We start from the raw sequence: 21,928 nt of genomic DNA on the forward strand, positions 1-21,928 counted from the left end.
GATGACGCAGCATTGGCAAGAGACCGTGCCTATTGACCGGTATCATGTTGCAGCCGGCGGCCTGCTGCATGATTATGATCGCAAGGTGCTCACCTTTTTGTACCAGCCGCTGATTGGTCCGACTTGCTTAAGCTTGTATATGACCTTGTGGGCTGAAATTGAAGAAAATCGGCTTTGGTCGCAGTCTGGTACACATCATAACCTGATGGCAATCATGGATCTGAATTTGAAGGAAATTTTTCATGCCCGCCAAAAACTTGAAGGCATGGGGTTGCTGAAGACGTATGTGAAAAATAGTGAAGATGGCCGTTCCTTCATTTATGAATTACAGCCGCCGCTTAGTCCGCAACAATTTTTTCTGGATGGTATGTTGAATGTGTATTTATATCGGAAAATCGGAAAAAATCAGTTCTTGAGACTGAAGCAGTTTTTTAGTGACAAGCTGCCTGAGGCAGAGCCAGGATATTCTGAGATTACCAAGGCTTTTCAAGATGTGTTTCTTTCTGTTCCGCCACAGGCTCTCTTGTATAATGAGGATTCAGCCGCCGATCTTACTGAAGCGGAAACGCAAACCTTCATCGGCAGGAAGGAATCTAACAAAATCCAAATAAACACGGCAGAATTTAATTTCGATCTGTTAGTCGGAGGGATTCAGGATTCCTTGATCCCTAAAAAGGCTTTTACGACAAAGGTGAAAGAAGCAATCAGCAATCTTGCCTTCCTGTACGGAATTGATGCAATAAAGATGAAAAATATCGTCTTGAGTGCGGTTACAGATGATAGTGAAATCGATATCGAGGAATTGAGAAAGGCGGCCAGAGACTGGTACCAATTTGAATACCAGGACCAACTGCCGGCATTATTGGACCGAACTCAGCCTTTTCCGCACAAAGCTGGGATCGATCAGCCAAAAACGAAAGAAGAAGAATTGGTTCATTATTTTGAAAAAACATCTCCTAGACAACTGTTGATTGATTTATCAGGCGGTGCTGAACCTTCCAAATCTGATCTGCAGATCATTGAAGAAGTCATGTTCAAGCAAAAGCTGCTTCCGGGTGTCGTGAATGTTTTGGTCCAATATGTTATGATCAAAACAAATATGAAGCTGACAAAAGCATATATCGAGAAAATCGCCAGCCACTGGTCGAGGAAAAAAATCTCGACGGTAACGGATGCCATGGAGCTGGCGAAAAGTGAACATCGACAATACCTCGATTGGGCAGAAGGAAAGAAAACGCCAGCTGCATCAGGAAAACGGAAATCTGTCCGCAAGGAAGTGTTGCCGGACTGGTTTGAGAAAAAGAGCGAGAATGGACGGGATCAACCGCAAAATCAAGAAGATCCTGACTTTGAAATAGAGAAGAAAAAGCTGGAGGAAGAGCTGAAAAAATTTAAATCCGGGAGGTGATTCAGCTGCAAAACATAAACGAAACGCTGAAAAAGCTCGCTAATAACGAAAGCTTTCAGGACCGGTATGTGGCACTCAAAAGACAGGTCATGCAAGATCAGACCATCAAACAATTCCTCGATGAAAATGCAGACTTTATCACCAGGGAAATGCTTGATGGCAGCATGTCCAAGCTGTATGAGTATTCCAACCAGAGCAAGAATTGTAAAAATTGTGAAAGTCTCACAGCTTGCAAAAATATGATCAAAGGCTATGAACCTCAGCTTTTTATTAAAGGCAAATACATTGATGTTAAATACGATCGCTGTAAAAAGAAGGTCATGTATGATGAGCAGCAAAAGAACGCTCGGCTGATCAACAGCATCTATGTGCCGAAGGAAATCCTTAAAGCATCCTTTGGGGAAATTGAACTGGATGACGCGGCGAGATTCAAAGCGATAAAATTGGCGAAGGATTTTGTTGAAAACTATGAACCTGGCCTGAAACAAAAAGGTTTGTTCCTGCATGGACCGTTCGGAACGGGCAAGTCATACCTTCTTGGTGCGATTGCCAACGAATTGGCCCAAAAGCAGATCAGTTCTTTGATTGTATATGTTCCGGAATTTTTCAGAGAAATGAAGAATGCGATTGGGGATCATTCGGTCAACGACAAGCTGGAAGCGATCAAAAAGGCCGATGTCCTGATGCTTGATGATATTGGAGCGGAGACGATGAGCAGCTGGGTCAGGGATGAAATCCTTGGAACAATTCTGCAATTTCGCATGCTTGAAAATTTACCTACCTTTTTTACTTCCAACTACGATCTTCCCGGGCTTGAACACCATCTGACACACAGCCAACGAGGAGAAGAAGAGCAGCTAAAGGCGGCAAGAATTATGGAACGAATCAAATACCTTGCTCAGCCGGTTAAAGTAGAGGGCAAGAACCGCAGAGTGTAAAAGTAGGCGCAGCGAGAAGGCTGTAGCCTATTTTTTTTGTTCTTTACTTTTTCTCAGGCCATCTAGAGACTTCTAAATTGTCTAAGTCCCCCATATATATAATCAGGGATTATTTAAAAGGGGGGATATGGTTGATTGAAATCATCTTCCAAAAAAACGAGGATGCCTGGAAATTATACCAATATTTAGTTACCAGACTTGCTTCTTTGCAGGAAAAAAGTTCCATTCTTCTAAATGAAGATCAAAATAGAGTGTTGATTCCAGAAGCGTTTTTTGCGACAGGAAAATTAGCGGAATTGAAGATATGCCTGCATGATTTTATCTTGAAACTGAAACGGGATGACTGGCTAAGAAGCATCCTAGCAGAATCTTATTTTTACACAGAAAGGGAAGAACAGGATCAAATCCTGGATATCCTCTATTCAGTCCTCGAAGGGAACCGAAAGGAACTGGCCACTTTTATCGAAGGTGTCGAAGAACCAGGGGACATTAAAAAGTCAATCAATGATATTCTTGATGAGCGGATCTCATTTTCGTTTGATTCCTTTGTCGTATTCAGGCTGAAGGCTTATTTTGAACAGCTTACCAAATGGATAGAAATCGCCATTGATGAGTATAAAATGGAACAGGAGTATCAGGTGTTTCTTCATACATTGCGAAGTTTTTTGAAAGACAGAAGCCCGCAAATGCCTTATTTATATTTGGTCATCGATGAAAATATGGCCTTCTTTAATCAGGAGTTTACGGAAATGAAGCGGAATGAATTGGTTAAAACGATTGACCGAAGACTGCTTGTCAATCACCCAGTCTACGTCGATTCCGGAACGATTGCGCCGCTGCTGTCGATCGCACCGCAAACGATTTTCCTCTACACTGATGATGCGCATCAGCCGTTAGTGAGAACGATCATTAACTTGTTTGAGGAACGGGTGAAAATCAACCCAATTTCCACTTTCGAACAGGAAAGAGTAAATTTTTTGAATGAAGATCATGAAAACATCCGATAGCCCACTTGATTTTCAAAACATTACAAACTATAATTACCTACATACTAAACGAATAGTAAATGTAATGATGAGGATATGGGCATTCTTGAAAGGTTTGCAGAGAGGGAAGGCGCGGCTGAAAACTTCCTAACACAAAAGAAACGCTTACCACCTCTAAACTCCAGCTGTGAACGCCTTTAGGGCAAGTATTGGCTGGCGGCAGAAGCCGTTATCGCAACCAGAGCCATTCATGCATGAGTATTGCGCAGGAATGGGAATTGGGTGGAACCACGTGTGATCAAACTCGTCCCTGTTTTTAGGGACGGGTTTTTTATTTTTTGCGCAAAAATTGCGCCACATAGGAATAGGAGGAAAAGCCAATGGCAGACATGTTAAAAATATCGTTTCCAGATGGAGCAGTGAAGGATTTTCCGGCAGGCATTACTACAGAAGATATCGCCAGTTCAATCAGTCCGGGGCTTAAAAAAAAGGCCATTGCCGGAATGGTGAATGGAAAGCCGTATGATCTCCGCAGACCGATCGAGGAAGATGCGGCGATCGAAATTGTCACTCCGGATCACCCAGAAGCACTTGAAATCCTGCGACACAGTACCGCTCACTTAATGGCACAGGCAGTCAAACGCCTGTATAAAGGGGTAAACCTCGGGGTAGGGCCAGTAATTGAAGACGGCTTTTATTACGATATCGACATGGAGCATTCGCTTACTCCGGAAGATTTGCCGGAGATTGAAAAGGAAATGAAGAAAATCATCAACGAGAATCTGGAGATTGTCCGCAAAGAAGTAAGCCGTGAAGAAGCAGTTAGCTTTTTTAATGACCTTGGCGATCCTTATAAGCTAGAGTTGATTGAAGCGATTCCGGCAGATGAGAAGGTCACTCTTTATCAACAGGGAGACTTTGTCGATCTTTGCCGTGGAGTACACGTGCCTTCTACTGGCAAGCTGAAGGAATTCAAATTGCTGAGCATCGCCGGTGCTTACTGGCGCGGCAACAGTGACAACAAAATGCTTCAACGTATTTACGGTACAGCCTTTTTCAACAAGGAGGATCTGAAGGAGCATTTAAGACTGCTTGAAGAAGCGAAGGAACGTGACCACCGCAAGCTTGGCAAAGAACTGAGCCTGTTCACAAACTCGCAGAAGGTCGGTCAGGGGCTTCCGCTTTGGCTTCCGAAAGGCGCGACGATCCGCCGTATCATTGAGCGCTATATTGTCGATAAAGAAGTCAGCCTCGGCTATGACCATGTGTATACACCAGTCTTGGGCAGTGTCGAGCTTTACAAAACTTCCGGCCACTGGGACCACTACCAGGAAAACATGTTCCCGGTCATGGAAATGGACAATGAACAGCTTGTCTTGAGACCGATGAACTGTCCTCACCATATGATGGTGTATAAAAACAGCATCCACAGCTATAGGGAGCTGCCGATCAGGATTGCTGAGCTTGGAACGATGCACCGTTATGAAATGTCCGGCGCATTGGCTGGCCTCCAGCGTGTGCGAGGAATGACTCTCAACGATGCTCACCTTTTTGTTCGCCCGGATCAGATAAAAGAAGAGTTCAAACGTGTCGTTGAACTTGTGCTTGCAGTTTATGCTGATTTTGATATGACTGATTACTCGTTCCGTCTGTCCTACCGCGACCCAGAAGACAAAGAGAAATATTTTGATGATGATGAAATGTGGGAAAAGGCTCAGTCCATGCTTAAAGAGGCGATGGATGAAATGGGACTCGATTATTTTGAAGCAGATGGGGAAGCGGCATTTTACGGACCAAAGCTGGATGTGCAGGTCAAGACTGCGCTTGGCAAAGAAGAGACATTGTCCACTGTTCAGCTCGATTTCCTGCTTCCTGAGCGTTTTGACCTGACTTATATCGGGGAAGACGGCAAGCAGCATCGTCCAGTTGTTATCCACCGTGGTGTTGTCTCGACTATGGAACGTTTCGTTGCCTTCTTGATCGAAGAATACAAGGGAGCTTTCCCGACATGGCTGGCTCCAATTCAGGCTCAAATCATCCCGGTTTCACCTGCTGTTCACTATGATTATGCAAGGGAAATCCAGGAAAAGCTGAAAGCAGAAGGCTTCCGCGTCGAGTTGGACGGCCGTGATGAGAAGATTGGCTACAAAATTCGGGAAGCGCAAATGCAGAAAATTCCTTATATGCTGGTTGTCGGAGACAAGGAAGTTGCCGACAAATCAGTCAACGTCCGTCCATACAGCGAACAGAATTCCGAGACTATCTCCTTCGATGAATTCCTTGAATTATTCAGGAAGGACGCGAAGATATAGGAAAGGCTTTGATCACAAGTTCGTATTCAATCGGCTTTTATGTAAAAAAAAGATTGCAGCCTGTATGGCTATCTGCTAAAATACCTTTTGTTGCAGTTAATTCGTTTGACACATCAAATACATTATGCTATATTAGCAAGAGTGAACTGAATACAAGTTTTAGGAAAGAAGAAGCACCCGCTTCTCACCTGGCTGACGCATTCACAGCTGTTGGCAGGTAATACGTAAACGTCTGATTATTTTGTTTCCGTAAGTGTGGGTGTCATTGCCTGCACTTTTTTTATTGCAAAATAAAAATGGACTCTTATTGGGTGAGCAAGATAAAAGGCTTTGTCCTTGCAATATACTTCTTCTCCTTAACAATGTATTCGATAAAACCATGGAGGTGGCTAATTATTAGCAAAGATGCGATGTTATTAAACGAGGGAATTCGCGCTCGCGAAATTCGTCTGATTGATCAAAACGGCGAGCAATTAGGAATTAAATCCAAAGCTGAGGCTCTTGAGATCGCAACGCGCGTCAATCTTGATCTTGTGCTTGTTGCTCCGAACGCGAAGCCTCCTGTAGGCAGAATTATGGACTACGGAAAATTCAAGTTCGAACAGCAAAAGAAAGAAAGAGAAGCACGTAAGAACCAAAAGATCATCACAACAAAAGAAGTCCGTCTTAGCCCGACAATTGATGAGCATGACTTCAACACGAAGCTTCGCAACGCTATCAAGTTCTTGGAAAAAGGCGATAAAGTAAAAGCATCCATCCGTTTTAAAGGACGTGCTATTACTCATAAGGAAATCGGTCAGCGTGTTCTTGATCGCTTCTCAGAAGCATGCAAAGAAGTAGCGACAATCGAATCGCATCCAAAAATGGATGGCCGAAGCATGTTCCTGGTACTAGCACCCAAAACTGAAAAGTAACGAGGAGGAAGTCCCTATGCCAAAAATGAAAACACACCGCGGCACAGCCAAGCGTTTCAAGAAAACTGGAACTGGCAAGCTTAAGCGTTCACACGCATTCACTAGCCACTTATTCGCAAACAAATCTACAAAAGCTAAGCGTAAGCTTCGCAAATCTGCAATGGTTTCCAAAGGCGATTTCAAACGTATTCGTCACATGCTTGACAACATTAAGTAAACTCGAGAAATCTCGATTTATATAGGAGGGAAATTACATGCCACGTGTAAAAGGCGGTACAGTTACGCGCAAGCGTCGTAAAAAAGTCATCAAATTAGCTAAAGGTTATTATGGTTCTAAACATACATTATACAAAGTTGCTAACCAGCAGGTTATGAAATCCCTAATGTATGCATTCCGCGACCGTCGTCAGAAGAAGCGCGACTTCCGCAAACTTTGGATCGCTCGTATCAACGCAGCAGCACGCATGAACGGTCTCTCATACAGCCGGTTAATGCACGGCCTTAAGCTTGCTGGTATCGAAGTAAACCGCAAGATGCTTGCTGAATTGGCAATAAGCGATGCTCAAGCATTCACTCAGTTGGCTGATACAGCAAAGCAACAATTAAACAAGTAAGGAAGACAACCATTCTCACTGGAGGGTGGTTTTTCTTTTACTATGAGGACGTGGGGTTATGGAAAAAATTTTTGCTGGCTTGATTTTTGTGATGAATCTAGGGGCATTTTTGACCATGGGATTGGATAAACGGCGAGCAAGACACAATCAATATCGAATAAGGGAAAAAACACTTTGGTATATTGCCTTCTTTGGCGGAGCGGTTGGGGCAACAACAGGAATGAAGTATTTTAGGCATAAGACGAAGCATAGCCAATTTGCGTATGGCATGCCGATTCTTGCAGTGATCGAGATTGGTATCTTTGCCTATTTATTTACATTGTTCGGATAATAGTGCAAAGATGTTTCATTTAGCTCCAGCGTCTAGGAGTCTGTCCGGCGGAGTGAAATCCACGTATTTTTATTTAAAATGAATGTTTTTATACAATAAAACGGATGAATAGGAAGCATTCTCGCAGAATTATACGCTAAAAAATTTTTATCGGACAGACTTCTTGCCCCCCTGAGATGCTTTGGGCCGCCTAAGATAGCAAAAGCGTCCGTAATAGGGCCGGACGCTTTTCCATTTCATCATTTATCGTTTGCCATAAATTCCTTAACTGGGCTTTTCCAGTCGATTTTAGCGTCGGGATACTTGTCACGGATTTTTTGTTCGATAAACTGGAAGTCTTCAAGCACGAGTCTCTTTAAGGAAGAAGTTTCCTTGGGCCAGATGAAAATGGAAACGACTTCGAGTGCAGACGAAGTTATACTTACATACTTCTCTCCCTCAAACAAAACCCCTTTGTAAGTCACCAAAAAGTTTTTGCGGGCATTGGTTTGGTCATCCAATAAAAAGAAGCGCTTCTGCTCATGTGCAAGCTCCAGCTTCCGTTTCGGGTGGAATACATACTTCCCTCCACTGTAGATTAGGAAAAGGAATAGTAGCAAGAAAATAAGACGTAAAAGCAGAATCATAACTGCCCCTCCAATACGGAATTTCCTTATTTACGGATGAGATTCAAAATAGTTTCAACCAATTGATAATTGATCTATACTTTTTTTGGGTAAAAAAAATACGAGGTGAAGCCAAATTATGAATACGAACAAACTATTTCAGATGCAAAAAGCACTTGACAGCTATATTGAGCGGCACCATCAATTAGAGAATGATGATTTATTTGACCGCAAGCTGCTTGCATTGCTAGTGGAAATAGGAGAGCTTGCGAATGAGACTAGGTGCTTTAAATTTTGGAGTGTGAAACCAGCGGCAGAAACAGAAGTGATACTGGAGGAATTTGTGGATGGTGTCCATTTTATCCTGTCGCTCGGGATTGAGTGTGGTTTTGATGATATGGAATCTATTCTGCCAGGCACATCAACTGAAACCGAAGCAACTAGACAGCTATTGGCAATTTACGACTCTGTCCAAAAATTCAGGAACAGCCGCAGCAGGGACTCCTATCTAGAATTATTTCAAGGCTATATAAAGCTTGCCCAGCTGCTTGGTTTAAATGATACGCAAATTGAACAGGCATATATTGCGAAAAATGAAGTAAATTATCAAAGGCAGCGATCAGGATATTAGGCAGAATTTTTTGTACATTGTAGTAGATATCTAGTATAATTAAGTAGCAAAAATATATATTGAGGGAGTCGAAATAATGGCTAAATTAGATGAAACATTGACGATGTTAAAAGATTTAACCGATGCCAAAGGCATTCCCGGCAATGAGCGTGAGCCAAGAGAAGTAATGAAGAGATACATAACTCCATTCGCTGACGAAGTTACAACGGATGGAATAGGCAGCCTTGTTGCCAAGAAAGTTGGAGATGCAAATGGGCCGAAAATCATGGTTGCCGGCCATCTGGATGAAGTAGGTTTCATGGTGACAAGCATTGATGACAAGGGATTCATCCGCTTTCAGACAGTCGGCGGCTGGTGGAGCCAGGTGATGCTGGCACAGCGCGTAACAATTGTAACTCGCAAAGGAGAAATTACAGGAATCATTGGCTCAAAGCCGCCTCACATCCTTTCTGCAGAAGTGCGCAAAAAGCCGATCGATATAAAGGACATGTTCATTGATATCGGTGCATCAAGCCGGGATGAAGCGAAGGAATGGGGGATCACACCTGGAGACATGGTCGTTCCTTATTTTGAATTCACTGTCATGAACAATGAAAAAATGCTGCTTGCGAAAGCGTGGGATAACCGAATCGGCTGTGCGATTGCCATCGATGTCTTGAAGGGACTTAAAGATACAGAGCATCCGAATGTAGTATATGGCGTTGGAACAGTTCAGGAAGAAGTAGGCCTTAGAGGGGCAAAAACGTCTGCCCAGATGATTGAACCTGATATCGGTTTCGGCGTTGATGTAGGTATTGCCGGCGACACTCCAGGCGTCACAGAAAAAGAAGCTTTAAGCAAAATGGGGGAAGGTCCGCAAATCATCATTTATGATGCATCTATGGTGTCTCACAAAGGTCTGCGTGATTTTGTAACCGACTTGGCCGACGAGCTCCATATTCCATACCAATTCGACGCAGTCGCTGGCGGCGGAACAGACTCAGGGGCGATCCACCTAACACATCGTGGTGTACCGGCGTTGTCTATCACAATTGCGACTCGCTACATCCACTCACATGCAGCGATGCTTCACCGTGACGATTACGAAAACGCTGTAAAGCTGATCGTGGAAGTCATCAAGCGTCTTGACAAAGACACAGTCGAAAAACTTACGTATGAATAAAAAATAAGATTAAATTGTCCAGAAAACAGCTGAAACATGTTTTCTGGACAATTTTTTTGTTCCTATAAACGGCAATTCTCTTTCATCCCTACATTTTGGACTGGTATCACTACGGAATGAATGACAAATGACCATATTCTCTCCGAAATGAATCATAATCTCTCGAAAAATAGCCATAATCTCTCGCAAATGAACGATAATTTCTCCAAAAATAGGTATAATCTCTCCCAAATGAACGATAATCTCTATTTTTTCCATAAAATAGAAAAAACAAGAATGAGATATAATAAAAAGAACCCCTTATATATAAGGAGTCCTTCCAAAAAAGCTATTTTCCCTTTAATCCTGATTCCAAAGCATCCAGCATTTCCTGCTTTTCCGCTTCGGATGCGTTTTGCCAGATTACTTCGAACAGCACTCCGAGTCCTGGAAGCATTTTTTCTTCGCCGTTTTGGATTGCGTCGACGATGGTGTCCTTCAACTCGTCCTGTGTGTTCCCTGCTACATTTGATATGACAGCGTTTCTAAGGTTTAGGTTCATTCTTGATCAAACTCCTTTCCAATGTCCGTTATAGGATTAACTATTTTGATTTTATTATGTATCCGTTTTGCGCTATAATTGGAAAATGGAACAAGCCATAACAAAGGAGAGCCAGAATTGAAGTACATTCAATCTGATAAAAATCCGCAAGTCAAACAATGGAAGAAGTTAAAGACGAGAAAAGAACGCGATAAATCCGGAATGTTTCTTGTTGAAGGCATTCATTTAGTAGAAGAAGCACTTACAAAAAAAGAAGATGTAGAAGAAATCATTTTAAGCGAAAAAACGGAATTACCGCCCGGCATGGATTACGGTTCGATCTCTGTAACGGTTGTGACCGATGATATCAGCCTCCAGCTTGCCGATACCGAAACTACTCAAGGCATTTTTGCTGTTTGTCGCCAGTCAAAACAGAATATTGCCAATGGAAGGACCTTTCTGCTGATTGATGCTGTACAGGATCCAGGAAATTTAGGCACGATGATCCGGACAGCTGATGCAGCCGGGATGGATGCTGTAATAGTCGGCAAAGGCAGCGTCGATCTGTTTAACCCGAAGGTGCTGCGTTCAGCCCAGGGCAGTCACTTCCACTTGCCGGTTTTAAACGGCGATCTTCATGAGTGGATTACAAAACTACAAACCGACAACATCCCTGTTTATGGGACGTCACTTGAAAATGGGGTGATTTTTACAGAGGCTGAAAGCAAGGAGTCCTTTGCACTGCTGGTGGGGAATGAAGGAAGCGGAGTAAACAAGGAGCTGCTGGCAAAAACAACACAAAACCTTTATATCCCGATATACGGCAAGAGTGAATCCCTGAATGTCGCTGTCGCCGCAGGTATTTTGCTCTATTATTTAAAAATAGGCTCTAAAACCATTTGATACTGCGCCAAGATTATAATATAATAAACAGCAAACTTACTATTTTAAAAACGATGACGGAGAAAAGTAGCTTGAAGATGGCCATTCAGGGAGAAAATGCCAATGACTGAAAGCATTTTTATGGAACAGACGAGCGAAGTTCACCTCCAGAGTTGGCATCGGGACCGCTTTTACAGAAGCGTAAAGATGCATCGGCACAAGCCGTTATCCTAATGAAGCGAACACGTGATACATAATTGTATTATCTGTTAAAAAGGGTGGTACCGCGATAACCTTAACCTCGTCCCTTTATATGGGATGAGGTCTTTTTGTGTTCAAAAATGAAAAATAAGAAGGAGGATTCACCATGCAGGATCGTTTAAAAGAACTGCAGATAGAGGCGCTAGAAAAAGTAGCTGCTGCAGCTGACCTGAAAGAATTGAATGATATTCGCGTTTCCTATCTTGGGAAAAAGGGTCCAATCACAGAAGTTTTGAAAGGAATGGGCAAGCTATCGGCTGAAGAACGGCCGAAAATGGGTGCCTTGGCTAACGAAGTCCGCGATGCAATTTCTGGTCAAATGGAAGGAAAGCAAAAGGAGCTAGAGGAAGCAGCCGTGCAAAAGCAATTGGCAGCCGAAGAAATGGATGTGACGCTCCCTGGCAGACCTGTCAAAATGGGCAGTCATCACCCACTGACAAGCATCATCGAAGAAATCGAAGATCTTTTCATCGGCATGGGCTATACGGTCGAAGAAGGCCCGGAAGTGGAAAAAGATTACTATAACTTTGAAGCGCTGAATCTTCCAAAGGGGCATCCGGCACGGGATATGCAGGATTCCTTCTATATCACTGAAGAAACATTGTTGCGCACACATACATCTCCTGTGCAAGCACGGACGATGGAAAAGCACCAGGGCAAAGGGCCTGTTAAAATCATCTGCCCGGGCAAGGTTTATCGCCGTGATAACGACGATGCGACCCACTCCCATCAGTTCATGCAGATTGAAGGGCTTGTTGTTGATGAAAATATAAGGATGAGTGACCTGAAAGGAACGCTTGAAGTTTTTGCAAAGAAACTGTTCGGCGAAGACCGCGAAATTCGTCTGCGCCCAAGCTTCTTCCCATTCACGGAGCCATCCGTCGAAATGGATATTTCCTGCAAAATTTGCGGAGGATCCGGCTGCAGCGTATGTAAGGGAACAGGCTGGATTGAAATTCTTGGTGCAGGAATGGTTCACCCGAACGTCCTGGAAATGGCAGGTTATGATTCAAAGAAATACACTGGCTTTGCTTTTGGCATGGGGCCAGAGCGGATTGCGATGCTCAAGTATGGAGTCGATGACATCCGTCATTTCTATACGAATGATGTCCGTTTTTTGAAGCAATTTTCAGTTGAAGAATAAGGAGTAGGAGGGAAAAACCATGTTGGTATCGTATAAATGGCTGCAGGAATATATCGATTTGGCCGGCATATCTGCTGAAGAGCTTGCTGAAAAGATTACGAAGAGCGGCATTGAAGTAGAAGGCGTAGAAAAATTGAATGAAGGTTTGAAGGGTGTCGTTGTCGGACATGTGCTGGAATGCGAAAAGCATCCCAACGCTGAAAAACTGAACAAGACACTCGTTGACATTGGCAGCGGTGAACCTGTCCAGATCATTTGCGGCGCGCCGAATGTTGGCAAAGGCCAAAAGGTTGCGGTTGCGACGGTAGGGGCTGTACTGCCTGGAAACTTCAAAATCAAAAAAGCGAAACTTCGCGGCGAAGAATCAAATGGGATGATTTGTTCCCTACAGGAATTGGGGATCGAAGGCAAGCTGGCTCCCAAAGAATATGCTGAAGGTATCTATAATTTCTCATCGGATACGGAAGTCGGCCAAGATGCGCTTGAGGTCCTAAACAGGGATGATGTAATCCTTGAGCTTGGCCTGACGCCAAACCGGGCAGATGCGATGAGCATGCTTGGAGTTGCCTATGAAGTAGGAGCAATTCTCGGCAAAGAGGTGAAAATTCCAAATCCGCAGCCGAAAACTTCTTCTGAACAGGCGAGCGACTATATCAAAGTAACGGTTGAAGCAAAAGAAGACAATCCATTGTATGTTGCAAAGATCATTAAGAATGTAAAAATCGGTCCATCACCAGTATGGCTGCAAACAAGATTGATGTCTGCCGGTATCCGTCCGCATAATAACGTAGTGGATGTTACCAATTTTATTTTATTGGAGTATGGTCAGCCGCTTCATGCGTTCGATTACGATAAGCTAGGGTCTAAAGAGATTCTTGTCCGCCGAGCTGGGAATGGCGAAGTGATTGAAACACTTGATGATGTGAAACGGACTTTGACTCCGGATCACCTGGTGATTACGAACGGAACAGAGCCTGTGGCACTTGCGGGTGTCATGGGCGGAGCGAATTCTGAAGTCAGCAGCGATACGACGACCATACTGCTTGAGTCTGCTTATTTTACTGGCGGAGCAATCAGAAAGGCTTCCAAAGACCATGGTTTGCGAAGCGAAGCAAGCTCACGCTATGAAAAAGGCGTCGATCCTGAAAGAGTTCGTCCAGCAGCAGAACGCGCCGTCGAATTGATGGTCGAACTAGCGGGCGGAGAAGTGCTTGGCGGTATTGTCGAAGCGGATGCTCTAGATGTGAAGCCGGCAGTTGTTTCCACAACGCTTGGAAAAATCAATAAAATTTTAGGTACAACACTGGAAATGAACGAGGTTAAGGACATTTTTGCCCGTCTGAAGTTTGCTACATCCGTCGACAACGAGACGATTACCGTTACTGTACCTACACGCCGTGGGGACATCACAATAGAAGAAGATTTGATCGAAGAAGTTGGCCGCCTGTATGGCTATGATAACCTGCCAACGACTCTTCCTGAAGGACCGTCCACACCGGGACATCTTTCAAATTACCAGAAAAAGCGCCGTCTCGTCCGTCATTTTATGGAAGGAGCCGGACTTTTCCAGGCTGTAACTTATTCTCTGACTAGCGCTGAAAAAGCCACACAATATGCTTTGGAGAAATACGAGCCAGTGGAATTGGCGATGCCGATGAGCGAGGACCGCAGCCATCTGCGTCTGAGCATCGTTCCTGAACTACTGGAAGTGCTCAAATACAATAATGCCCGCCAGAACGACAGTGTCGCTGTTTATGAAACAGGAGCCGTCTTCCTGAAGAACAGCGATGGGGAACTTCCGGAAGAACGGGAGCACCTTGCTGCCGCAATTACCGGCTTATGGGAAAGCCATCCATGGCAGGGTGAAAAAAAGGCTGTTGATTTCTTCGTTCTAAAAGGAATCGTGGAAGGCTTGTTTGCCAAGCTTGGCCTTGAAAGCCAGCTTGGATTCCAGAAGGCGGAGCTTGATGGATTGCATCCTGGACGCACGGCTGAAATTTTCCTGAATGGCGATGTGATCGGCTTTATCGGCCAGGTTCACCCAACCATGCAAAAAACGCTTGACTTGAAAGAGACATATGTATTCGAGTTATCACTAAAATCATTATTGGAAGCAGAAACAGCACCATTACAGTACACAGCAATCCCGCGCTTCCCGTCGATCACAAGGGATATTGCACTTGTTGTTGACAAGAAAAAAGCTGCTGGCGACCTGGAGAAGATCATCTCCGAAGCAGGTGGATCTTTGTTGAAGGAAGTGAGTGTTTTCGATCTTTACGAAGGCGAAAAAATGGAGCATGACAAGAAATCACTTGCATTCTCGTTGAAATACTTCGATCCAGAGAAAACCTTAACAGACGAAGACATTGCAAAAGTTCATAATAAAGTCCTTGCTAAACTTGAAGAAAAAGCTGGAGCAGTTTTAAGAGGATAAACAGGAAAAGGCAGCCCCCGGGCTGCCTTTTTTGTTTATCCATTCTGCGATTCCGCGAATTAGTGCCACAATTCCTCGAAAATCACGGACATTCCCGCGAAAATCCCCCACAATTCCGCGAACTGGAAAAACCAGCGCATTTTCCCCAATGCTACACGCGGGCGATCTTCTTCGCTTTTTCAGTATTGGCAAAATGAAGCTTGACGTATTCAGGCAGTATTTCCACACCTTTTTCGATTATCAACCTGGCCGCCGCCTTATCAACAGCAGGTCCTGCACCTTTCGGAATCGTGAATCCTGCACGTTTGCTGAGGTTTTCGAAATGGCGGACAAACGCATAGCGGGCAATGATCGATGCTGCGGCAACACCGAGATGGATTCCTTCTGCTTTTGTACTGAATAGGACATTGTCACGGATGATCTTCTTTTGTCCTTTCAAATGGGCAAAGTAGATAGCTTCTTTTGCAAATTCATCAATTAAAATCGCTTCTGGTTTTTCCGGAGCGATTTTTTCAAGCATATGGCCGATTGCCTGATTATGCAGCAGCGCCTTCAGCTTTCCCTGGGACATGCCCTTCATTTGCATCTCGTTATATTTTTCATTATGTAAGGTCATCAGGCTGTAAGGCAAAAAGGGAACAAGCTGTTTGGCAATCTCGATGATTTTATCATCTTTGAGATTTTTAGAATCCTGGACACCGAGCTCTTTTAGCACAGGGATATCCTGCCTTCTAACATAGGCGGCAACGACCGTGATCGGACCGAAATAGTCTCCGGTTCCAACTTCATCGGAACCGATGATTGACATTTCTGCAATATTCTTCGGTAAGTGGGCCCCTGGCACAGACGCTGGGCTCTTTTTGGCGGAAGCAGCTGTAGCCGCGCCCCACTTTGCTGCTTCATTCTCTCCGTCTTTTCCCTGGAACAACACTTTCCCTGATTGATAGGCAGTTATCGCACAGGAAGGTGTTTTTGCGGCAAAAACACTGCCAGGCGGAAGCTTCTCAATCAGAAACTTGCTGTAATACTCCTTCATCTTTCTGATTTCTTCCGGACTTTTCTGTAGGACACTATTTCCCATCGTGCTCCACTCCCTTGATAAAGTTATGAATCGGATAGCCAACTACTTCCCAGCTTTTTACGTTCATGTTATAGTATAAAATAGGATTCTTATGAAGGGGGCAAAAATGTTGTCAGACACACAAAAAAATCGGTCGACTGTCGATATATATGGACAGCAGTATACTATAGTCGGCATAGAAAGCACCAGCCATATCCGGCTCATTGCCTCGATGGTAGATGATAAAATGCGGGAAATTGGTTCAGCGAATCCGTCACTTGATACTAGTAAATTGGCTGTGTTAACAGCAGTGAACGCTGTTAATGATTACATAAAAATGAAAGATCGTATGGAAGCGCTCGAAGCGGAAATTAAAAGGTTAAAGGACTGAATAATGCATGCTTGATCTCGCCGTTTTGGCTATATTGGTCATGGGATTTATGGTAGGACTGAAAAGGGGCTTTATCCTGCAAACCATCCACTTGGCCGGTTTTATCGCAGCTTTCGTTGTTGCGTATGTTTATTATGAGCAGCTTGCTCCCAAGCTGACGTTATGGATTCCGTATCCAAATCTCGACAGCAATTCTACATTCAAATTTTTATTGGAGAATACAAATTTAGAAGATGCTTATTACCGGGCCATTGCGTTCGCAATCATCTTCTTCGCTGTGAAAATACTGCTTCAAATCATCGGCTCGATGCTTGATTTTGTCGCACATCTGCCGATTCTGAAGCAGCTGAATGTGTGGGCAGGAGGAATCCTTGGTTTTATAGAAGTGTACCTGCTGCTGTTTATCATTCTCTACATTGCGGCACTGCTGCCGATCCCGGCGATCCAGGGACCTTTAAACGATTCCATTCTAGCCGAGAACATCATTAAAAATACTCCAGTATTTTCCCAACAAATCAAACAACTTTGGATTGAATACAAGGCTGCATAACTTCTCTTTTGCGGAGAAGTTTTTTTTATCCGGCGAAAAAGTGTCATTTAATTTCACAGTGGAGCTGGTTTTCTATAAAATAGAGACAATGGCCAAGACAGGATTGTAAAACTGGTTCAGAAATGGAAAAGGCAGGTGGAATTTGTGTCTGTTAATAAAAAAGATATCGTTCGATTGCTTGAAACGATTGCTATCTATATGGAATTAAAAGGGGAGAATCCATTTAAGGTATCCGCATTTCGCAAGGCTGCTGCTGCTCTTGAAGGGGATGAACGCAGCATGTCGGAAATGGGAGACCCTACTGAACTCAAAGGTATTGGAAAAGGTACTGCAGCAGTCATCCTGGAATTCATGGAAACAGGTCAGTCGACCGAGTTAAAGGAATTGCAGGAAGAAGTGCCAAGCGGCCTCATCCCACTTTTGCAGCTGCCTGGTATGGGAGGCAAAAAGATTGCCAAGCTGTATAAAGAGCTCGGTGTAGAAAGTGTCCATGATCTGGAGGAAGCTGCCATGGCAAGAAAGATTCGTGATCTCGCTGGTTTTGGCAAAAAATCAGAAGAAAAAATTCTTGCAGCGATTGAAAACTTTGGCACAAGACCGGAAAGGCTTCCGCTTGCCTACATGCTTCCAGTTGCTGAATTAATGGAATCCTATCTTCAAAAGATAGACAGTATTAAACAATTTTCAAGAGCCGGAAGCTTGCGAAGGATGAGGGAGACAATTAAGGATCTCGATTTTATCATCGCTTCCGCAAATCGTTCCGCAGTGAAGGACGAATTGGTCAAACTCCCGAAAATCAAAGAAATCATTGCTTCAGGCGACACAAAAGTCTCTGTCACTCTCGCGCTTGACTACGATGTGAATGTGGATTTTCGGCTTGTCGAACCAGAGGAATTTGCAACCGCACTCCATCATTTTACTGGGTCGAAGGAGCACAATGTGAGAATGAGGCAGCTTGCGAAGGAAAAGGGAGAGAAAATCAGCGAATATGGTGTGGAGAATGTAGAGACGGGTAAAGTCACCACTTTTAAGTCGGAAGAGGAATTTTATCAATATTTCGGCCTTCCGTTTATTCCGCCAGAATTACGAGAAGACGGCTCGGAGGTTGAGTTATACAATAAGGATTTGAAACTGATCACTCTTGACGCGATAAAGGGCGATCTTCATATGCATTCAACATGGAGCGATGGCGGGCATTCAATGGAAGAAATGGCCAGGGAATGTATAGCAAAAGGCTATACATACATGGCTATCACCGACCATTCTCAATTCCTTAAGGTTGCGAACGGATTAACGCCTGAACGCTTGCGAAAACAAATAGAAGAAGTGAAAGAACTGAATAAGAAATTCGATGACTTCACGATTTTGACAGGTATCGAAATGGATATTTTACCGGATGGCACCCTGGACTTTGAAGATGAATTGCTCGCTGAGCTGGACTTGGTCATCGCATCGATTCATTCTTCGTTTTCACAGCCGACCGAAAAAATCATGACTCGGCTGAAGACAGCGTTGGAGAATGCACATGTTGATATCATCGCCCATCCAACGGGACGACTGATTGGCCGCAGAGAGGGATACTCGGTTGATATCGATATGCTGATCAAGCTTGCGAAGGAAACGAATACAGCGCTTGAACTGAATGCCAATCCTAACAGACTTGATCTAGCGGCGGAATATTTAAGAAAAGCTCAGGATGAGGGTGTGAAAATTGTCATTAATACAGACGCCCACAAAGTAGATACACTGGAACATATGGGAATTGGCGTAACGACCGCCAGAAAAGGCTGGATTCAGGAATCATCCGTCCTGAATGCTCTTGGGCTCGATGGATTGGTTGATTTCCTGCACGACCGTAATCAATAAGGGGGTTCTTCGATTAAGAAGAAGGAGGAAATTTTGTGCAGCAACGAGTTTTGAAAACATTAGAATTTGATAAAATCAGGAACCAGCTGATGGAACATACTTCATCCTCATTAGGGCGTGAAAAGGCAGTCGCTTTATTGCCATCGGTCGATTTTTCCGAGGTTTTTCGTTTGCAGGAAGAAACGGATGAAGCAGCAAAGGTTCTAAGACGAAAAGGAAATATCCCATTAGGCGGCATACACGATATCCGGCCTCATGTAAAAAGAGCTCAGATCGGCGGCATGCTTAGCTCGCACGAACTGGTGCAGGTCGCAAGTACGGTGCATGCTAGTAGACAGATAAAGCGTTTCATCGAAGATCTTCAGGAATTGATCGAAGTGCCGATTTTGCTGAGCTACACTGAAGGCATCGTCGTCCTTGCAAATCTGGAGGAATCGATCAGGAACGCAATCGATGAAGGCGGAGAAGTACTTGATGGTGCAAGTGAAGCGCTGAGGTCGCTGAGACAGCAAATACGCGCAAGGGAAGCAAGAGTACGTGAAAAATTAGAAAGCATGATTCGCTCATCCAATGCTTCAAAAATGCTATCGGATGCGATCATCACTATCAGGAATGAACGATTTGTCATTCCCGTCAAACAGGAATACCGCTCCCATTACGGCGGCATCATCCATGACCAAAGTTCTTCCGGCCAGACACTGTTCATTGAGCCACAGTCGATTGTACAGTTGAATAATGAGCTTCAAACGATAAAAGTAAAAGAGCAGCAGGAAATAGAACGAATCCTGTCAGAGCTTTCTGCACTGACAGCCGAGCACCATGATGAACTACTGGTGATGGTAAGCATCATGGGTGAACTGGATTTTATGTTTGCCAAGGCTCGATACGGTAGCAAAATCAAGGGTTCGAAGCCAATCGTCAATGACGAAGGCCGCATCAACCTTTTTCAGGCAAGGCATCCGTTGATTTCCATAGAGGAGGTTGTCCCAAATAGTGTCAGTTTGGGGAGTGATTATACAACCATTGTCATTACAGGTCCGAATACAGGAGGGAAAACGGTTACGCTGAAAACAGTAGGGCTTTGTACGTTAATGGCCCAGGCTGGATTGCAGATCCCAGCGCTAGACGGGTCGGAGGTTGCTGTTTTTGGATCGGTATATGCGGACATTGGCGATGAACAGTCCATCGAGCAAAGCTTGAGTACTTTTTCGTCGCATATGGTCCATATCGTGGAAATCCTCGAGAAAGCGGACGATCACAGCCTTGTTCTTTTCGACGAACTTGGCGCAGGTACGGATCCACAGGAAGGGGCAGCGCTGGCAATCGCTATTCTGGATGAAGTATACAAACGCGGGGCAAGGGTAATTGCGACAACGCATTACCCAGAGTTAAAAGCATACGGATACAATCGTGAAGGAGTCACCAATGCGAGCGTCGAATTTGATGTCGAAACATTGAGTCCGACATATAAGCTTTTGATTGGTGTTCCGGGACGAAGCAATGCATTTGAAATCTCCAAGAGACTCGGATTGAAGGACTCTGTCATTGATACAGCAAGATCGTATATCAGTGCTGACAGCAATGAGGTCGAAAATATGATTGCTTCTCTTGAGTCGAGCCGCAAACAGGCGGAAACAGACAGAGAAGCAGCCCGCCAGCTGCTTAAGGATGCCGACAGCCTCCATAAGGATATGCAGAGGCAAATGTCGGAGTATCATCAGAAAAAAGAGGAACTTGCTGAGAAGGCAAAGGTGAAAGCAGCTTCCATTGTGGAAAAAGCGAAGGAAGAAGCAGAAGAAGTCATCCGTGAACTGCGAAAGCTAAGGCTGGAAAAAGGCGCGGAAATAAAAGAACATGAATTGATTGATGCAAAAAGACGCCTAAGCGAGGCCACACCTGAGCTCAATAAGGTGCGGAAGGGTAGCAAGGCGAAACCTGCCAAGCATGAATTTAAACCAGGAGACGAGGTCCATGTGCTGACATTTGGCCAAAAAGGCCATTTAGTGGACCGTGTAAATGATAAAGAGTGGCAAGTCCAGATGGGCATTCTCAAAATGAAAGTGAAGGAAACCGATTTGGAATACGTCCATACTCCGAAGCCGGTAGAAACAAGGCCGATTGCTACCGTTAAAGGAAAGGAATTCCACGTAGGACTAGAGCTGGACCTTAGAGGGGAGCGCTATGAAGATGCGCTTATAAGGGTCGAAAAATACATCGACGATGCGCTATTAGCCGGTTATCCTCGCGTCAGCATCATCCATGGAAAAGGAACAGGAGCATTAAGGCAGGGGGTTCAGGAATATCTGCGCGGCCACCGGTCTGTCAAAAAAATCCGTTTTGGGGAAGCTGGAGAAGGTGGAACAGGTGTAACTGTGGCAGAATTTCAATAGCGGATCGATAGCTGAAAAAATAGGAATCTTCGCCAAAAACCATTATAATAGCGATATTAGGAAAATATATTCAGGGAGATTGGACATGGAGCATTTCTGGGAAAATGAATATATAGTAACAGCAGGCTATTACAGTGTGGCAATTCTCTGCATGGTTGTGTTTCTAGCTGTCTTTGAATTGGTCACTAAATATCGGAACTGGGATGAGATCCAAAAAGGGAATCTTTCAGTTGCAATGGCAACCGGCGGGAAAATTTTCGGGGTATCGAATATCTTCCGTCATTCCATCAACCAGCATGATTCCCTTCTCACGATGGTTAGTTGGGGAGTTTTCGGCTTTGTGCTGCTTTTGATTGGTTACTTTATTTTTGAATTCTTGACCCCGAAGTTCAACATCGACATTGAAATTGAAAAGGACAATCGTGCAGTTGGTCTGATTTCCATGGTCATCTCTGTCGGCCTGTCGTATATCATCGGAGCAGGAATTTAAACAGGAGGATCGGAACAGATGCAAAAGCTGGCAAAAATT

General features: G+C 44.2%; 21 protein-coding genes and 2 other annotated features. Of the genes, 18 read left to right on the forward strand and 3 right to left on the reverse strand.

What is annotated here, in order from left to right; genetic code table 11:
- The first annotated feature begins 1 nt into the window (after window position 1).
- The 8 genes from UB32_RS10045 to UB32_RS10080 all read left to right on the forward strand — a co-directional run bounded on the left by UB32_RS10045 (window position 2) and on the right by UB32_RS10080 (window position 7,503).
- Window positions 2-1,408: a replication initiation and membrane attachment family protein gene (locus UB32_RS10045; protein WP_044393432.1), complete on the forward strand. Its 1,407-nt coding sequence runs from the start codon at window positions 2-4 to the stop codon at window positions 1,406-1,408.
- Window positions 1,409-1,413: 5 nt separating this feature from the next.
- Complete coding sequence (gene dnaI, locus UB32_RS10050; protein WP_044393481.1) at window positions 1,414-2,346, forward strand: primosomal protein DnaI; 933 nt, start codon at window positions 1,414-1,416, stop codon at window positions 2,344-2,346.
- 131 nt (window positions 2,347-2,477) lie between these two features.
- Window positions 2,478-3,353 carry a sporulation protein YtxC gene (gene ytxC / locus UB32_RS10055; protein ID WP_044393438.1) on the forward strand — a complete coding sequence of 292 codons (876 nt, stop codon included), beginning with the start codon at window positions 2,478-2,480 and terminating at the stop codon, window positions 3,351-3,353.
- Between the two features lie 359 nt (window positions 3,354-3,712).
- Entirely contained in the window at window positions 3,713-5,644 is a 1,932-nt protein-coding gene (gene thrS / locus UB32_RS10060; RefSeq protein WP_044393439.1) for a threonine--tRNA ligase, read from the forward strand.
- A 159-nt stretch (window positions 5,645-5,803) separates the two neighbouring features.
- Window positions 5,804-5,931 (forward strand) — a sequence feature (ribosomal protein L20 leader region).
- 123 nt (window positions 5,932-6,054) lie between these two features.
- Window positions 6,055-6,558: a translation initiation factor IF-3 gene (gene infC, locus UB32_RS10065; RefSeq protein WP_044393445.1), complete on the forward strand. Its 504-nt coding sequence runs from the start codon at window positions 6,055-6,057 to the stop codon at window positions 6,556-6,558.
- Window positions 6,559-6,574: 16 nt separating this feature from the next.
- Window positions 6,575-6,775, forward strand: a complete 201-nt coding sequence (gene rpmI / locus UB32_RS10070; RefSeq protein WP_044393446.1) for a 50S ribosomal protein L35 — start codon at window positions 6,575-6,577, stop codon at window positions 6,773-6,775.
- Between the two features lie 37 nt (window positions 6,776-6,812).
- Window positions 6,813-7,172 (forward strand): 50S ribosomal protein L20, encoded by a 360-nt coding sequence (gene rplT, locus UB32_RS10075; protein WP_044393448.1) that lies wholly within the window; start codon window positions 6,813-6,815, stop codon window positions 7,170-7,172.
- A 58-nt stretch (window positions 7,173-7,230) separates the two neighbouring features.
- Window positions 7,231-7,503 carry a DUF1294 domain-containing protein gene (locus tag UB32_RS10080; protein ID WP_044393449.1) on the forward strand — a complete coding sequence of 91 codons (273 nt, stop codon included), beginning with the start codon at window positions 7,231-7,233 and terminating at the stop codon, window positions 7,501-7,503.
- A 239-nt stretch (window positions 7,504-7,742) separates the two neighbouring features.
- Here UB32_RS10080 and UB32_RS10085 read toward each other — a convergent pair whose 3' ends face one another.
- The gene (locus UB32_RS10085) at window positions 7,743-8,129 is read right to left on the reverse strand and encodes a hypothetical protein (protein ID WP_044393451.1); all 387 of its coding nucleotides are present in this window, start codon (window positions 8,127-8,129) and stop codon (window positions 7,743-7,745) included.
- 118 nt (window positions 8,130-8,247) lie between these two features.
- On the opposite strand from UB32_RS10085, the gene UB32_RS10090 reads away from it, so the two are divergent.
- Both UB32_RS10090 and UB32_RS10095 read left to right on the forward strand, forming a co-directional pair.
- On the forward strand, window positions 8,248-8,739 hold the full coding sequence (locus UB32_RS10090; RefSeq protein ID WP_044393452.1) for a dUTP diphosphatase: 492 nt from the start codon (window positions 8,248-8,250) through the stop codon (window positions 8,737-8,739).
- A 76-nt stretch (window positions 8,740-8,815) separates the two neighbouring features.
- The gene (locus UB32_RS10095; RefSeq protein ID WP_044393454.1) at window positions 8,816-9,901 is read left to right on the forward strand and encodes a M42 family metallopeptidase; all 1,086 of its coding nucleotides are present in this window, start codon (window positions 8,816-8,818) and stop codon (window positions 9,899-9,901) included.
- A 328-nt stretch (window positions 9,902-10,229) separates the two neighbouring features.
- Here the strand turns inward: UB32_RS10095 and sspI are convergent, their stop codons facing one another.
- Window positions 10,230-10,442, reverse strand: a complete 213-nt coding sequence (sspI, locus tag UB32_RS10100; RefSeq protein ID WP_044393456.1) for a small acid-soluble spore protein SspI — start codon at window positions 10,440-10,442, stop codon at window positions 10,230-10,232.
- Between the two features lie 117 nt (window positions 10,443-10,559).
- On the opposite strand from sspI, the gene UB32_RS10105 reads away from it, so the two are divergent.
- The 3 genes from UB32_RS10105 (at window position 10,560) to pheT (ending at window position 15,142) form a co-directional block, all read left to right on the forward strand.
- Complete coding sequence (locus UB32_RS10105; RefSeq protein WP_044393457.1) at window positions 10,560-11,324, forward strand: TrmH family RNA methyltransferase; 765 nt, start codon at window positions 10,560-10,562, stop codon at window positions 11,322-11,324.
- A 44-nt stretch (window positions 11,325-11,368) separates the two neighbouring features.
- Window positions 11,369-11,615 (forward strand) — a binding site (T-box leader).
- 55 nt (window positions 11,616-11,670) lie between these two features.
- The gene (pheS, locus tag UB32_RS10110) at window positions 11,671-12,708 is read left to right on the forward strand and encodes a phenylalanine--tRNA ligase subunit alpha (RefSeq protein WP_044393458.1); all 1,038 of its coding nucleotides are present in this window, start codon (window positions 11,671-11,673) and stop codon (window positions 12,706-12,708) included.
- Window positions 12,709-12,727: 19 nt separating this feature from the next.
- Complete coding sequence (gene pheT / locus UB32_RS10115; protein ID WP_044393459.1) at window positions 12,728-15,142, forward strand: phenylalanine--tRNA ligase subunit beta; 2,415 nt, start codon at window positions 12,728-12,730, stop codon at window positions 15,140-15,142.
- A 151-nt stretch (window positions 15,143-15,293) separates the two neighbouring features.
- Here pheT and rnhC read toward each other — a convergent pair whose 3' ends face one another.
- The gene (gene rnhC / locus UB32_RS10120; RefSeq protein WP_044393462.1) at window positions 15,294-16,223 is read right to left on the reverse strand and encodes a ribonuclease HIII; all 930 of its coding nucleotides are present in this window, start codon (window positions 16,221-16,223) and stop codon (window positions 15,294-15,296) included.
- 109 nt (window positions 16,224-16,332) lie between these two features.
- On the opposite strand from rnhC, the gene zapA reads away from it, so the two are divergent.
- The 5 genes from zapA (at window position 16,333) to UB32_RS10145 (ending at window position 21,889) form a co-directional block, all read left to right on the forward strand.
- Window positions 16,333-16,593 carry a cell division protein ZapA gene (gene zapA / locus UB32_RS10125; protein ID WP_044393482.1) on the forward strand — a complete coding sequence of 87 codons (261 nt, stop codon included), beginning with the start codon at window positions 16,333-16,335 and terminating at the stop codon, window positions 16,591-16,593.
- A gap of 7 nt (window positions 16,594-16,600) precedes the next feature.
- Window positions 16,601-17,143 carry a CvpA family protein gene (locus UB32_RS10130; RefSeq protein WP_044393467.1) on the forward strand — a complete coding sequence of 181 codons (543 nt, stop codon included), beginning with the start codon at window positions 16,601-16,603 and terminating at the stop codon, window positions 17,141-17,143.
- 144 nt (window positions 17,144-17,287) lie between these two features.
- Window positions 17,288-19,009 carry a DNA polymerase/3'-5' exonuclease PolX gene (gene polX / locus UB32_RS10135; RefSeq protein WP_044393468.1) on the forward strand — a complete coding sequence of 574 codons (1,722 nt, stop codon included), beginning with the start codon at window positions 17,288-17,290 and terminating at the stop codon, window positions 19,007-19,009.
- 35 nt (window positions 19,010-19,044) lie between these two features.
- Window positions 19,045-21,399 carry an endonuclease MutS2 gene (locus tag UB32_RS10140; protein WP_044393469.1) on the forward strand — a complete coding sequence of 785 codons (2,355 nt, stop codon included), beginning with the start codon at window positions 19,045-19,047 and terminating at the stop codon, window positions 21,397-21,399.
- An 85-nt stretch (window positions 21,400-21,484) separates the two neighbouring features.
- Window positions 21,485-21,889 (forward strand): DUF350 domain-containing protein, encoded by a 405-nt coding sequence (locus tag UB32_RS10145; RefSeq protein ID WP_044393470.1) that lies wholly within the window; start codon window positions 21,485-21,487, stop codon window positions 21,887-21,889.
- The last annotated feature ends 39 nt before the right edge of the window (window positions 21,890-21,928 follow it).

Source organism: Mesobacillus subterraneus (assembly GCF_000934845.1).
Classification (GTDB): Bacteria; Bacillota; Bacilli; order Bacillales; family Cytobacillaceae; genus Mesobacillus; species Mesobacillus stamsii.